Annotated in this window: 12 protein-coding genes; 7 read left to right on the top strand and 5 right to left on the bottom strand. The window is 61.4% G+C overall.

Annotation, left to right across the window (positions count from 1 at the left end):
• Positions 1-85: 85 nt before the first annotated feature.
• Positions 86-2,038: a M13 family metallopeptidase gene (locus tag ACFRJ9_RS04480; RefSeq protein WP_377664863.1), complete on the bottom strand. Its 1,953-nt coding sequence runs from the start codon at positions 2,036-2,038 to the stop codon at positions 86-88.
• Between the two features lie 249 nt (positions 2,039-2,287).
• Here ACFRJ9_RS04480 and leuA point away from each other — a divergent pair, with 249 nt between their 5' ends.
• From leuA to ACFRJ9_RS04465, 3 genes are all read left to right on the top strand, one after another.
• Positions 2,288-4,027, top strand: coding sequence for a 2-isopropylmalate synthase (leuA, locus tag ACFRJ9_RS04475; RefSeq protein ID WP_377664861.1), 1,740 nt, complete (start codon positions 2,288-2,290; stop codon positions 4,025-4,027).
• Between the two features lie 84 nt (positions 4,028-4,111).
• The gene (gene recO / locus ACFRJ9_RS04470; RefSeq protein ID WP_377664858.1) at positions 4,112-4,864 is read left to right on the top strand and encodes a DNA repair protein RecO; all 753 of its coding nucleotides are present in this window, start codon (positions 4,112-4,114) and stop codon (positions 4,862-4,864) included.
• A gap of 2 nt (positions 4,865-4,866) precedes the next feature.
• Positions 4,867-5,691 carry an isoprenyl transferase gene (locus ACFRJ9_RS04465; RefSeq protein ID WP_377664856.1) on the top strand — a complete coding sequence of 275 codons (825 nt, stop codon included), beginning with the start codon at positions 4,867-4,869 and terminating at the stop codon, positions 5,689-5,691.
• A 15-nt stretch (positions 5,692-5,706) separates the two neighbouring features.
• Here the strand turns inward: ACFRJ9_RS04465 and ACFRJ9_RS04460 are convergent, their stop codons facing one another.
• Genes ACFRJ9_RS04460 through ACFRJ9_RS04450 form a run of 3 tightly spaced genes read right to left on the bottom strand, consistent with a single transcriptional unit; the run spans position 5,707 to position 9,491 of the window.
• Positions 5,707-6,780, bottom strand: a complete 1,074-nt coding sequence (locus ACFRJ9_RS04460; protein ID WP_377664854.1) for an alpha/beta hydrolase — start codon at positions 6,778-6,780, stop codon at positions 5,707-5,709.
• Complete coding sequence (locus ACFRJ9_RS04455) at positions 6,777-7,799, bottom strand: alpha/beta hydrolase (RefSeq protein WP_377664852.1); 1,023 nt, start codon at positions 7,797-7,799, stop codon at positions 6,777-6,779. The genes ACFRJ9_RS04460 and ACFRJ9_RS04455 overlap by 4 nt, the downstream gene beginning before the upstream one ends.
• A gap of 9 nt (positions 7,800-7,808) precedes the next feature.
• Entirely contained in the window at positions 7,809-9,491 is a 1,683-nt protein-coding gene (locus ACFRJ9_RS04450) for an FAD-binding dehydrogenase (RefSeq protein ID WP_377664849.1), read from the bottom strand.
• A gap of 68 nt (positions 9,492-9,559) precedes the next feature.
• On the opposite strand from ACFRJ9_RS04450, the gene ACFRJ9_RS04445 reads away from it, so the two are divergent.
• Positions 9,560-10,639 carry a quinone-dependent dihydroorotate dehydrogenase gene (locus ACFRJ9_RS04445; RefSeq protein ID WP_377664847.1) on the top strand — a complete coding sequence of 360 codons (1,080 nt, stop codon included), beginning with the start codon at positions 9,560-9,562 and terminating at the stop codon, positions 10,637-10,639.
• Positions 10,640-10,711: 72 nt separating this feature from the next.
• Here ACFRJ9_RS04445 and ACFRJ9_RS04440 read toward each other — a convergent pair whose 3' ends face one another.
• Positions 10,712-11,305, bottom strand: a complete 594-nt coding sequence (locus ACFRJ9_RS04440; RefSeq protein ID WP_377664845.1) for a DUF3043 domain-containing protein — start codon at positions 11,303-11,305, stop codon at positions 10,712-10,714.
• A gap of 117 nt (positions 11,306-11,422) precedes the next feature.
• Between ACFRJ9_RS04440 and ACFRJ9_RS04435 the strand changes: the two genes are divergently transcribed.
• The 3 genes from ACFRJ9_RS04435 (at position 11,423) to coxB (ending at position 14,483) form a co-directional block, all read left to right on the top strand.
• Positions 11,423-12,862: a dipeptidase gene (locus ACFRJ9_RS04435; protein ID WP_377664843.1), complete on the top strand. Its 1,440-nt coding sequence runs from the start codon at positions 11,423-11,425 to the stop codon at positions 12,860-12,862.
• A 175-nt stretch (positions 12,863-13,037) separates the two neighbouring features.
• A complete protein-coding gene (locus tag ACFRJ9_RS04430) occupies positions 13,038-13,427 on the top strand; it encodes a HesB/IscA family protein (RefSeq protein WP_377664841.1) in 390 nt (129 codons plus the stop codon).
• 183 nt (positions 13,428-13,610) lie between these two features.
• The gene (gene coxB, locus ACFRJ9_RS04425; RefSeq protein WP_377664839.1) at positions 13,611-14,483 is read left to right on the top strand and encodes a cytochrome c oxidase subunit II; all 873 of its coding nucleotides are present in this window, start codon (positions 13,611-13,613) and stop codon (positions 14,481-14,483) included.
• Positions 14,484-14,490 lie beyond the last annotated feature (7 nt).

Raw genomic sequence — 14,490 nt, 5'->3', positions numbered from 1 at the left:
CGCTTGGGCGTATGGCCCATTCAGGCAAAGCTGAAGGCCGGGACCAGTTCATTGAACCGGGCCCGGCCTTCGCCTTTCGCTGGACCTACCAGATGCTCACGCGTTCCTCAGGCTCCATCCACATACCATCAGTGTCCGTCACAGTGAACGCTTGGTGGAAGGCATCGAGGTTTCGGGCAATGGCGTTGGTGCGGAACTCGTTGGGGGAGTGGGGGTCGGTGGCGAGGCGTCGAACTGCTTCTTCGGCCCGGATCACCTGACGCCAGCCTGCCGCCCATGACATGAAGAAACGCTGTTGTCCCGTGAAGCCGTCGATGACCTCAGGCTCGGAGCCTTTGAGGCTGAGAAGATATGCCTTGTAGGCAATCGTCAGGCCGCCGAGGTCGCCGATATTCTCGCCCAGGGTCAATTTTCCGTTCACGTTGTGATCAGGCGCAGCGTAGGGGGACAGGGCATCGTATTGAGCCACCAACTTTGAGGTGCGGGACTCAAAAGCAGTGCGGTCATCATCCGACCACCAGTTCCGCAGTGCTCCACTTCCGTCGAACTGGGATCCTTGGTCATCGAATCCGTGGCCGATCTCGTGCCCGATCACGGCTCCAATTCCACCGTAATTCACGGCATCGTCGGCGTCTGCGTTGAAGAAGGGCGGCTGAAGGATGGCCGCAGGGAAAACGATCTCATTGAGCATAGGGTGGTAGTAGGCGTTCACCGTTTGCGGTGTCATGAGCCACTTATCCAGATCAACCGGCTTGCCGATCTCGTCAAGGTGCCGGTCGACGTCGGCGTCGTGGGCCCGTTCCACGTTGCCGAGGAGGTCTTCGGGATCAAGGGTGACGGCGGAGTAGTCGATCCATTTTTCGGGGAACCCGATCTTGGGACGGAATGCCTCCAGCTTCTTGAGTGCCTCCGCCTTCGTGGCCTCGCCCATCCACTCCAGGGAAGCGATGCTGTCACGGTATGACTCGATCAAGTTGGCCACCAAGGTTTCCATTCTGGCCTTGTGGCCAGCGGGAAAGTGGCGTTCAACATAGATCTGCCCGACAGCTTCACCGAGTGCAGCCTCAACCACTGCCACTCCACGCTTCCAACGTTCTTTATTCCGGGGTGTACCGCTCAGGGTGGTGCCGTAAAAGTCAAAGTTGGTTTCCACGAACTCGGACGACAGATAGGGGGCTGCGGAGCTGAGGACTCGGAGTGTCAGCCATTCTTTCCAGGTGCCCAAGGGCTCAGAGACCAACAGGCCTGCGGCGCCGGAGAAGAAGTCCGGAGTGCTGACCACAATTTCGGAACGTTTGGCGGAATCGACACGGGCAGCTTCAAACCAAGTGTCCAGCAACGGGAAAAGGGCAGCGGCTTCGTCGGCGGTCTTGAGGTTGTAGGTCTTTTGCGGATCACGGAGGGTCACGTTGTCCCAATGGTGCGATGCCAGGGCAGTCTCGAGAGCGACGATACGGTCAGCGGCACCTTGTGCATCGGCGATTCCGGCGAGGCTCAACAGCTTGGCAATGTACTCGCCGTAGGCGGCCACAATCGGGGAGAATTTCTCGTCCCGATAATAGGATTCGTCCGGCAGTCCCAAGCCGCCTTGGCCGATATACAGGAGGATACGTTCCGGGTTGCCCGCATCCGGCGCCGGATAGATTGAGAAGAGGCCGGAGACATCGGAACGAAACAGGCGTCCTATCAGGGCGGCCAACTCGTCGGCGGATTCGACTGAACGGACCTGCTCGAGGCGTTCCCGCACGGGTTCCAGCCCCTTCGCTTCGGCTGCGGCCTCGTTCATGAAGCTGGCGTACAGCCCGCCAACTTTCTGTTCGATGCCGGTCGCGGCCCCACCCTTGTCGGCGGCCTCTTCGATGATCGCCCTGACGGCCAGCTCCGCGCCATCACGCAGCGCAGTAAATGTGCCTTCCAATGGCCTGTCGTCAGGAATCGTAGTGCTGTTGAGCCAAGCGCCGTTGACGTGTTGGTAGAGGTCGTCCTGGGGCCGGACGCTGTGATCGATATTGGAAAGAGTGATCCCCGACTGTGGCACTGTGGCTCCTTGTGTGGACACTGCAGCCGGCGTTGCCACCGTCGCGGCGTCTGCATAGTGGACGTTGCATGAGGTGTTGCACTGTCATCATACGCATCGTGTTACTGTGAATTTGTGCGTACGGCGATGCTTCTTCTTAGCTGCCGCGGCGAGGCCTGAAAGCTATCTGAAGCTGGGCCATCCTCGCCGCGGAGTTCCGTTGTGTCCGGCTAAGCTTTCACTTAGTTCTTAGAGAAAAGGCCACACGTCATGCGTAATGCACAAAAGCCCTCCGGTATGCCGATTCACCGCTACCTGCCGTTCCAGGACCTGATCACCGTCGACGTCCCGGACCGCACTTGGCCGGACAAGGTCATCACCAAAGCACCTCGCTGGTGCGCCGTGGACCTTCGAGATGGCAACCAGGCGCTGATCGATCCGATGAGTCCGGCGCGAAAACTCAAGATGTTCCAGCTGCTCGTCAAGATGGGCTACAAGGAAATTGAGGTCGGCTTCCCTTCGGCGTCGCAGACTGACTTCGACTTCGTCCGTCAACTCATTGAGGGCGGCCACATTCCGGACGATGTCAGCATCCAGGTTCTGACGCAGGCCCGCGAACACCTGATCGAGAGGACCTACGAGTCCCTGGTGGGTGCCAAGCAGGCCATCGTGCACCTCTACAACTCCACCTCGGTCCTGCAGCGCCGTGTCGTTTTCAACCAGGACGAAGACGGCATCCTGGATATCGCTTTGCAGGGTGCCCGACTGTGCAAGAAGTACGAAGAAACCTTGGCAGACACCCACATCACGTACGAATACTCGCCCGAGTCCTTCACGGGCACCGAACTCGAGTACGCGGCCCGTGTCTGCAACGCCATTGCCGATGTTTTCGAGGCTTCCGCTGACAAGCAAGTCATCATCAATTTGCCGGCCACCGTCGAGATGGCAACACCGAACGTGTACGCCGACTCGATCGAGTGGATGCACCGTAACCTGCACCCGCGCGAGGGCATCATCATTTCCCTGCACCCGCACAACGACCGCGGGACAGGCGTTGCCGCCGCTGAGCTCGGCTACTTGGCCGGCGCTGACAGGATCGAAGGCTGCCTCTTCGGCAACGGCGAGCGTACCGGCAACGTCGACCTCGTCACGCTGGGCCTGAACATGTTCGTGCAGGGCGTTGACCCAATGATTGATTTCTCGGATATTGATGAAGTCCGGCGCACCGTGGAGTACTGCAACCAGCTGCCGGTCCCGGAGCGTTCGCCCTATGGTGGCGACCTCGTCTTCACGGCCTTCTCCGGATCGCACCAGGACGCAATCAAGAAGGGCTTCGAGGCGCTCGAGAAGGATGCGGCCGCTGCAGGTAAGTCAGTGGACGACTTCCAGTGGCAGGTTCCGTACCTGCCCATCGACCCCAAGGACCTGGGTCGGAGCTACGAAGCTGTGATCCGCGTAAATTCGCAGTCCGGTAAGGGCGGCGTGGCCTATCTGCTGAAGAACGAGCACAACCTAGATCTCCCCCGCAGGGCCCAGATTGAGTTCTCCGGCGTCATCCAGCGCCGCACGGACGCAGTGGGTGGCGAGGTCAGCGGCTCGCAGCTCTGGCAGATCTTCCAGGACGAGTACTTGCCCTCCGACGAAGAGCAGGCTCAATGGGGCCGCTACACGCTGGGCAGTGTGAGCACCGAGACCGACGAGTCCGGAGCCATGACCATGAATGCGAATCTCCGGATCGACGGCGTGGAAGTGCGCAGGACCGGACACGGCAATGGGCCCATTGCCGCACTTCTGGATATCCTGCACCACGACGGCGTCGACGTCCGCGTACTCGACTACAGCGAACATGCCCTGTCCGAGGGCGGCAGTGCCAGCGCGGCTGCCTATGTTGAATGTGCGGTTGGAGAGCGCGTCTTGTGGGGCGTGGGGATTGACCCCAGCACCACCACATCGTCCCTCAAGGCCTTGATCTCTGCCGTCAACCGGGCCGTCCGGGACGCCCAGGCCTAGGGCCTGTCCGTGTGGTGACGGGAAAATCCGTCACCACACGGTCCGGCGGTCCCGTCCACCGCAGGCATAGTGGGAAGATTAGTTGTGGCCAATCCGTCGTTTGCAGCACGGTCCTACAGGGACGATGCCGTCGTGCTCCGCACCCACAAGCTGGGCGAGGCGGACCGCATCATCACCTTGTTGACCAAGCACCACGGTCAGGTTCGGGCCGTGGCCAAGGGAGTTCGTCGAACCAGCAGTCGATTTGGCGCCCGCCTCGAACCATTCATGGTGGCGGATCTGCAACTCGTTTCAGGCCGCACGCTGGACATCGTGACACAGGCTGTTGCGAAGGGCGCCTACGGCAGCAGTATTGCTGCGGACTACGGGCGGTTCACGGTGGCCGCGGCCATGACCGAAACCGCCGAGAAGCTTACGGACGCTGACGCCGAATCGGGGACCGCCCAATACAACCTGCTGGTTGGAGCTTTGGCAGCCCTGAGCCGGTCCGACCATCCTCCCGAGCTCATCCTCGATTCGTATTTATTGCGCGCACTGGCCACAGGCGGTTGGGCACCGAGTTTCACCGACTGCGCCCGCTGCGGCCGTCCGGGTCCGCATACAGCTTTCGCTGCGCCATTGGGCGGAATGATCTGTGGAGACTGCAGGCCACCAGGGTCGCCGGCGCCGGCACCGGAGACTGTTGTGCTGCTCGGCGCCCTGTTGACGGGTAATTGGGCTGTGGCTGACGATTCGGACCCGCGGCATCGGCGTGAAGCGGCGGGACTCGTGGCCAGTTTCCTGCAATGGCATTTGGAACGGGCCTTGAAATCACTCAAACACGTGGAGCGAAGCTGACAGTGGTACTTGGAAAAAAGGGTAAGACAACCGCGGCAAGGACGGCTCCCGTGGTGCCGCCTTACGGACACCCCTCCGGGGCGGTGCCGCCGACCATTCCAAGTGAGTTCATCCCGCAACATGTGGCGATCGTCATGGACGGCAACGGGCGCTGGGCGAATCAGCGTGGCCTGCCGCGCATCGAAGGCCACAAGGCGGGAGAGCCGGCGTTGCTGGATGTGATGGCGGGGGCCATCGAACTCGGAATCAAGTATGTCAGCGTCTACGCCTTTTCCACCGAGAATTGGCGGCGGTCACCAGAGGAAGTCCGCTTTCTCATGGGTTTTAACAAGGATGTACTACGAAGGCAACGCAACCAGCTCGACGAATGGGGAGTCCGCATCCGCTGGGCCGGCCGCAGGCCACGTTTGTGGGGCTCGGTCATCAAGGAGCTGGAAGAGGCCGAGGAATACACCCGCGCCAATGACACCTGCACTTTGACCATGTGTGTTAACTACGGTGGCCGCGCTGAAATTGCGGATGCCGTGTCCGCGATAGCCCATGACGTTGCCGCCGGCCGGCTCAAGCCCGGCTCGGTGTCCGAGAAGACGATCCAGAAATACCTGGACGAGCCCGACCTTCCGGACGTTGACCTCTTCCTGCGTAGTTCGGGGGAGCAGCGGCTCTCCAACTTTCTCCTGTGGCAGTCTGCCTACGCCGAGTTTGTGTTCATGGACACCTTATGGCCCGACGTCGACAGGCGAACCCTTTGGGACGCCGTCGAAATCTACGCCCAGCGTGACCGCCGGTACGGCGGCGCCGTGGACGCTGCTCCTACAGGTAAGTAGCACGCCCGGGCTAACTCAATAGGGGTAGGCGGCAAGCCAGACGGCCACGTCGCGATATGCCTGCTGGCGTACGGTGCGTCGTGAAAGAAAGACATCGTGGAGGGCGCCGGGGTATCGGAAAACAGCAGTGCGCCTCGCCAGCCCCAACGCCCGACGCGACGTTTCCTCAACGTCGATGACCGCATCGGCGCGCATAAGGTCCGCTGTCCACTCCGCTTGGATCCTCGTGCGGCCTGACAGGAGAACCAGGACCGGTGCATCGATGTTGAGTTTGCGCTCCACTGCAGCGTGGCCCGCCAGGACGGCCTTCGTCCAACCAGCCCGGATGGGGAACGAAGTCCGGGGGCGCCATACGGGGTCGAGCATCCATTCTCCATGGGCTTCGATGCTGACACTTTCCCAGTAAGCGGGCATCTCGGGAAACCTGAAGGGGCGTTTCGGGTCAGTCCGGGCAAATGGCTCTACCAGATGCATGGCAATGCTGCGGACCAGACTGCTGCCCTGAAGTTCCAGCCAGGGTGAGTTCAGAACCAAAGTTCCGATCCTGCCCGGATGGCGATCGGCCCACAGGGCGGCGATGAGGCCACCCAAAGAATGTCCGATCATGTGGACCGTGGGTGGCGTGGAGTTGCCGGTCCGGGAGGCCACGTCGCGTTCGATTGCCAGCAATGCTGCCGCAAGGTCTTCGTCGTAAACGGTGAGGTCCGTGGTGTAGCCGGGAGTCTGCCCCGGCAACAGGCTGCGCCCGAACTTCCGGAGGTCCAAGGCATAGAACTGGAAGCCCGACGCCGTAAGGTACTCCGCCAACTCGGTTTGGAGGAAGTAATCCGCCCAACCGTGCAAATAGAGCACAACCCTGGGAGCCCCGCCAGGATCCGCGGGCGTAGCGCGACGCCTGCGTTTGGTGAAGGACGTCAAGAAGTCCAGGATGCCTTGTGGCGGCGGAAGGTGAACGGGTGGTGCATGACGGACCAGCGTTGCTTTGACAGGCCCCTCGTCGTCGGCTTTTAGCGGGAGGTCCATGCACTCATAGCCGTGGCCAAGAATGTCTGGTTGCCACAGCGATAACGATTCCTCAGTGGTGGTCATGTGTCTCCTTCCCGCCGGTGCGCCGGCATGGTGGCTTGCATGTACCCGTGAACCCATCGGGCCAGCCGCGAATAGGCGTCCTGCCGTACATCGGGTGCAGAAAGGAAGACATCGTGCAGGCCGCCGTCGATGCGCTCCAAGGTTACTGTTCGCCCCAACGCCATGGCTCGCAGGGCAATGACGCCAACGTCGAGCACTGCGTCAGAGCGCCGCATGGACTCCTGCCACGCCATCCCGTTTGCACTGGCGGAGGACGTCAAAACCAGGACGGGTATGTCCAGTCCCAGCCCCCGGGCAACCTGCGAATGGCCAGCGAACACTGCGCTCAGCCAACCAGCCCTGACGGGGAACGCCAGCGGAGGGCGGTACTTCTCATCCAGTAGCCACTCACCTTCCGCGGTGCTGCTGATGCTTCGGAAATAGAAGCCTCGTTCGGGCAACCTGAGGACGGTCTCCGGGCGGACCTTGGCGATGGGCGCCACCATGGCATGGGCCGCGCGTCGGACCAGTGAACTGCCATGCATTTCCAACCAGGGGCTGTCCAGGACCAGGAAGTCCACTTTGCCTGGATGCCGGGCCGCCCACAGGGCTGCCACCAAGCCTCCAGTGGAATGACCCATCAGTGTCATGGTCACCGCCGGAGGGGCAGCACGATCGTGGTGGATGACTTCAAGGGCCCGATTGATTTCCGCATCGTAGTCAGCCAGGTTCGCCACATAGCCACCCGGTGTGCCGGATTGCAGGCTCCTGCCGTGATTGTGCATGTCCAAGGCATAGAAGTCGTAGCCGAGCCCGGTCCAAAAAGTGGCCAGTTCTGCGTTGAAGAAGTAGTCGCTCCAACCATGCAGGAACAACACGGCACCGTTCCGCTCCGTGGGGGTTGGAGGAGCGTCCGTGCCCTGGTCGCGCGCCGTCCGGTGCCTGATCAGAGTGGCCTGACGCACTACGCCATCAGATCCAGCGGCATCAATGCCACAGGATTGGAAGTCTGTCCCCAGGATGTCAGCTGACCAGTCCATGGCTTTAGCTTAGACACTGGAAGCGGCGTGTTTACCTGCGGTTCGTCCGGTAAGGAGGCATCCGCCCAAAAAGGTGCCTTCCAAAGCCCGATACCCGTGGACGCCACCGCCCCCGAAACCGGCTGCTTCTCCTGCTGCGAACAGACCGGGAATGGCCAGTCCTTCCCTGTCCAGGACGCGGGAAGCCAGATCCGTTTGAAGTCCGCCCAGGCTCTTCCTCGTCAGTACCGAGAGCCTGATGGCCATCAGCGGCCCGTGAGCGGGGTCCGTCAGTCGGTGAGGGGGAGCGACCCTCATCAATTTGTCAGTGGCAAAGCGACGCGCGGCCCGGATGGCCGCGAGCTGAGCGTCCTTGCCGAAACCGCTGGCCACTTGAAGGTCACGGGCTCGGATCAGGGAGTTCAAGGATTCAGCGTCGATCAGGTGATGACCCGTCAATCCGTTCATCTTCGAGGCAAGATCAGTGGGTGAGGATGCTTGAATGAAGTCCACCCCTTTGTCCATGAAGCGTTGGATGGGCGTGTCAGTTCCCGGTTTCAGCCGGGAGAGCAGGAGGGGCACGTCCTTCCCGGTGAGGTCGGGGTTCTGTTCGGATCCGGAAAGGGCGAGCTCCTTGAGCGCGATGGTCCGGTTCAAGACAAACCATGAATATCCGTGGCCTGTTGCCACGATGTGCCGGAGGGCGCCCAGGGAATCGAAACCGGGGAACAACGGAGCTGGCAGCTGGTGGCCGGTGGCATCGAGCCAGAGCGACGATGGCCCGGGGAGAATGCGGATGCCGTGCTTAGGCCACACGGGATCGTAGTTGCGGATTCCTTCCGGGTAATGCCACATGCGGTCCCCATTGACCAGGGCTGCGCCCACTGATTGGACTGCCTGCAGGAAGTCGCCATCCACAGAAGCAGGCACGCCGCTGAGCATGTCGTTGGGGGCGAATCCTCCCGGCCATTGACGGCGAACAGTCTCGTGGTTGCCGCCGATGCCGCCTGTCGTCACCACGACGGCTCCCGCATTGGCTTGGAAACTTCCGACGGCGACCCTTGAAGTGGCCTGGCCGCGCACCGCCGTCGACGGTTCGAGAACTTCGCCTGAAACACCGGTGACACGGCCGGCCAAAGTGGTAAGTCCCGACGCCCGGTGCCGGAAGTGCAGGGTTACCCGGCCGGATTCAACGCCCTCCTGCACCTTCGCCAGGAACGGCCTGACCAGAGCAGGACCGGTTCCCCACGTGACATGGAAGCGGGGGACTGTGTTGCCGTGTCCTTGTGGACCATACCCGCCTCGTTCTGCCCACTGCACCAGTGGGAAGATGCCCACGCCAAGGCTCTTCAGCCACGCACGTTTCTCGCCCGCGGCGAAGTTTACGTAGGACTCGGCCCAGCTCCGGGCCGTTGAATCCCCGGGTCGGTCGAAGGCCGCCGAAGCCAGCCAGTCCGACAACGCGAGTTCTGCGTTGTCTTTGACGCCAAGGCGTCGTTGCTCCGGCGTGTTGACCATGAAGAGACCGCCAAAGGACCAGTGGGCCTGTCCTCCCACCGATGCGGCGGGCTCTTGGTCCACCACGGCCACACGCTTTCCGGCGGCGAATGCCGTGGCTGCAGCGACCAACCCCGACAATCCAGCCCCCACCACCAGGACGTCGGTATTGATCTCCGTCATTCCATGATCTCCGTCACGATTATCCAGCGGCATGCGTACATGCTAGCGGCCGCAGCGGTCACGGGTTTGGTGAGACGTCCATAAACCGGAAAACTAGGACCATGCGCGTTTACCCCACATTCTTCAAGTTGGCCTTCTCCTGGATGGATGCCGAAAAAGCCCACAAGATCGGCTTCCAGGCCATCCGGGCGGCCCACCGCACGGGTGCCGGCCGGATCCTTGCCAGGATGACTACCCCGGACAAGTCACTGCGTACCGAGGCACTGGGGCTTACCTTCCCGTCACCCTTCGGATTGGCGGCAGGCTTCGACAAAGAAGGCCATGGCATCCAAGCGCTGGCGGAACTGGGTTTCGGTCACATCGAAGTGGGGACCATCACCGGCCAAGCGCAGCCCGGCAATGATAAGCCCCGGTTGTTCCGACTGGTAGAAGACCGTGCAGTCATCAACCGCATGGGATTTAACAACGACGGCGCCGCGGCGGTAGCGCCCCGACTTGCGTCGGCACGGGCTGCTTTGCAGCGTCTGCACCCGGATGTGCGCCCGATTATCGGGGTCAACATCGGCAAGACCAAGGTGGTGGAACTCGAAGACGCTATCGAGGATTACCTGGTGAGTGCTCGCAGCCTCGCCCCGGCCGCGGACTATCTGGTGGTCAATGTCAGTTCTCCGAACACGCCCGGGCTTCGGCTCCTCCAGAATGTGGAAACCCTGCGGCCGCTCCTGCGCTCCGTGGGAGATGCGGCCGATGAGGCTGCTGGTCGACATGTTCCGCTGCTGGTAAAGATCGCTCCGGACCTCGGCAACGAAGACATCGACGACGTCGCGCTGCTGGCGCTGGACCTCAAACTTGATGGAATCATCGCAACGAACACCACCATTTCCCGCGAGGGGCTCTCCTCGGATGCAACGAAGGTCGAGTCAATCGGAGCGGGCGGGTTGTCCGGTGCGCCTTTGAAGCAGCGGTCCTTGGAAGTGTTGCGGCGGCTCAAAGATGCCGTAGGGGATCAGCTCGTGCTTATTGCCGTTGGTGGCGTCGAAACACCCCAGGACGTTCAAGACCGCTTGGACGCAGGGGCGACGCTTGTCCAGGGCTACACAGCATTCCTCTATGAGGGTCCGTTTTGGGCTTCCCACATCAACAAAGGCCTCGTGAAGGCTCGTCGACACAGCAACCGCTAAAGAACGACTTAACTGCGAAGACCCCGGACCAGTTGGTCCGGGGTCTTCGTATTGCTGAGGGTTGGTCCGGCACTAGGCCGGGTATTGGCCGCGCTTGACCTGAGGCTTGGGGAGACGGAGCTTCCGGAACTGCAGGGCACGCATGCAGCCGTACCAGACGGAGCCGCGCTCCACCTCGCCGAACTTTTCGGTGAGCCGTTTCCGCAGCTTGCGCGAGAGGATGAACACATCAACGAACACGGCGAGGAACATGATCCAGAAGCCCACGAGTACGTAGCTGATACCAGCGCTGGTGGTTGGAATGATGAGTGAAATCACTACGAACAGCAAAGCGCCGAACATAAGGTACTCACCCAGGCTGAATCGTGCGTCAACGTAGTCTCGGGTGTAGCGCTTCTGAGGTCCCTTGTCCCGCAACGGGAGGAACTTTTCGTCGCCGGTATCCAATGCCTGCCGCATCTTCTGCCGCTGATCCTGGATCGCGACCTTTTCAGCTTCTTTCGATGCCTTGCGGTCATTAGGCACCAGAGGGCGCTTGCGGGCCGCTTCCTGGTCCTTCCGCTTAGGCGTAGGGGCGCCCTTGCTGGCACCCGGCTCAGGGGCGACGGCGTGGGCCTGGTCTACTACTGATTGAGCGCTGGGCTCTTCCTTTTTGCGTCCGAACACCCATACAGAATACCCCGCAGGCAGGTGGCGCAGGTTACGTGACCAGCGGTCGGCCAGGGGGTGCCGCCAGGGTGCGCCTTGCCCGGCGAAAGAAAGCCCGACGGTAAAGTGTGGCTCATGACTTCAGCACATGCGGAGATCCCGCAGAACAAGCATAGGAACTCCGGCGACATCCCTGTCGACGCGCTGACGCAGGCCGTCAACGATTCGTTCGAGACCACACTGGCCAGCCTCAAGGACCTCGTCGGCATCCCCGGGATTGCGTGGCCCAGCTTCGACCCGAAAGAGCTCGATCGGAGCGCCGAGGCAGTTTCCACTCTGGTCAAAGCCGTCGGTATGGACGACGTCCGGATCCTCCGTTGCGACAAAGAGGACGGAACCCCCGGTGGTCCTGCCGTCGTCGCACGTCGAGCTGCCCGTGAGGGCAAACCCACCATCCTCCTCTACGCGCATCATGACGTTCAGCCGCCGGGGGACAGGTCCCTGTGGACTTCCTCGCCGTTTGAGGCTGAAGAACGGGACGGCAGGTTGTTTGGCCGCGGCGCTGCCGATGACAAGGCAGGCATCATGGCCCACTTGGCGGCCTTTGCAGCCACGACCAAGGTGCTGGGTGATGATTTCGGCCTAGGTGTCACCTTTTTCTTCGAGGGCGAGGAAGAAGCCGGCTCGCCCACTTTCCGCACTTTCCTGGAGGAACACCAGGAATTGCTGCGGGCCGATGTCATCGTGGTAGCTGACTCCAGTAACTGGAAGGTGGGTGTTCCCGCCCTCACCACCAGCCTCCGTGGACTCGTGGACGGCACCTTCGAAGTCCGTGTCCTTGAACACGCTGTGCATTCCGGAATGTTTGGCGGTCCGGTCCTGGACGCCCCCACCTTGTTGTCGCGGCTCATTGCGACCCTTCATGATGACGACGGCAATGTCGCTGTTGCCGGCCTCGTGGGCCGTGACGAAGTGGCGGTGGACCTCGCCGAAGCCGACTACCGCTTGGATGCATCAGTTCTTGAGGGCGTGAAGCTGGCCGGCAACGGAACCATCGGTTCACGTTTGTGGACCAAGCCGGCACTTTCCATCATTGGCATGGATGTACCCGCCGTGGACGTAGCGTCAAACACTCTGATTCCTGCCGCGAGGGCGAAGTTCAGTATGCGATTGGCTCCTGGGCAGGATCCTGCAGCAGCAATGGATGCCCTCAAGGAGCACGTCGAATCCAACGCGCCGTTTGGCGCCAAGGTCACGTTCACTCCGGGGGAGAGCGGGAACGCTTTTTCCACGGACACCACCTCGGCTGCCGCACGTGTGGCGCTCTGGGCCTTGGCAGAGTCCTGGGGAGTCCAGCCTGTGGAGATGGGAATTGGCGGTTCCATCCCGTTCATCGCCGACCTCCTGGAAATGTATCCGGATGTCCAGATCCTGGTGACTGGCGTCGAGGACCCGGACTCGCGGGCCCACAGTGCCAATGAGTCGCTGCACATCGGAGACTTTCGGCACGCGGTGCTGGCGGAAGCCTTGATGCTTGCCCGGCTTAACGCAGAGGGATTGGCGAGCCAGGCCTAGGACGCCATGAATCCGCGCGGCGCGCCGGGAACAACCAAATGCTGTCTGTGGTTACGTCAGGAGTTATAGCTAAGCGTCTGCGCGACGTAGCATATAGCTATAACCCGTACGTTAGTGGGTAAGGGCAGGCAGCGTTCCGGCGCCGCCGCCAGGAGCTTCATAAGAAGGTAGGCCAATGAGCACTGCAACCAACGAAAACAGCACCGGAGCGCAGGTCGTCACCAACGACGAACTCCCCACGCACGAGGTCAATCTGACCGATGTCGCTGCAGGCAAAGTCCGCAGCCTCCTTGAGCAGGAAGGGCGCACGGACTTGCGGCTTCGCGTTGCAGTCCAGCCCGGCGGCTGCTCCGGCCTGATCTACCAGCTCTACTTTGACGAGCGCATGCTCGACGGTGACGCTGTGCGTGATTACGACGGCGTTGAGGTAGTCGTCGACAAGATGAGCGTGCCCTACCTCAGCGGCGCCAGCATCGACTTCGAAGACACCATCTCGAAGCAAGGTTTCACCATTGACAACCCGAATGCCGGCGGGTCTTGCGCCTGTGGTGATTCGTTCCACTGATGTGAGACATCGCCCCATGTCGGCGCCCCTCCGAACGAGTTCCAACGCGTTCGGAGCCACGGCGCCGACATGTGCGCGAAAACCGCTTCATAGCGGTAAGCTCTACATCGGGTAGTAAAACTTTTAGTGTGCCCGGTGGGCCTTTGGCTTGCCGGGAGACAGCAACAAGAGGAAGGGCCGTCTGTGAGTTCGCAGAACCGTACCGGCAGCCGACGCATAAAGATCACATCGATCACTGGCTTGGCACTCGCCGGCGCGTTGGTTTTGACCGGATGTTCACCAGAGGTAGAGAAGGGTTGGCTGCCAACTGAGCGCGGCACGACCAACCACACTGACCGGATCATGGACCTCTGGGTCAACTCATGGATCGCCGCATTGGCAGTCGGTATTATCACGTGGGGCCTTCTGGTCTGGTGCATCATCGCCTACCGTCGCCGCAAGGGCACCACGGGGTTCCCCAAGCAGCTCAGCTACAACTTGCCGCTTGAGGTCTTCTACTTGACCATCCCGCTGTTCATGGTGTTGGTGTTCTTCTACTTCACCGACCAGGACCAGCGCGCGATCGATGACCGCTCACAGCCTGCTGACGTCGTAGTGGACGTCCGTGGCAAGCAGTGGGCATGGGACTTCAACTACAAAAAGGGCGAGGTCATCAATGAAGACCTCCACGAGGCCGGCGTTCAGGCCCACCTGACCGGTAACGAGGTCAACAAGGACCTCCTCCCCACGTTGTACTTGCCCGTTGGCAAGTCCGTGGACCTGGAGCTCAACTCACGCGACGTCATCCACTCGTTCTGGGTCCCCGCCTTCCTTCAGAAGCGCGACATGATCCCGGGCAAGACGAACTACATCAGGTTCACCCCCACCAAGGAGGGCACTTTCGATGGCAAGTGCGCTGAACTCTGCGGTGAATACCACTCCGAAATGCTCTTCCGCGTCAAGGTTGTCTCCGAGTCTGAATTCCAGGCCCACATGGACAAGCTTCGCCAGGAAGGCAACACGGGCCTCCTCGGTGCGGAATACGACCGCAACCCGGACCTGATCGAAACCAAGTAAGGGGAGC

It is taken from the genome of Paenarthrobacter sp. NPDC056912, from assembly GCF_042786555.1.
Lineage (GTDB): Bacteria > Actinomycetota > Actinomycetes > Actinomycetales > Micrococcaceae > Arthrobacter.
The sequence above is the reverse complement of the archived record's forward strand: the minus strand, read 5'-3'. Positions and strand labels throughout refer to the sequence as shown.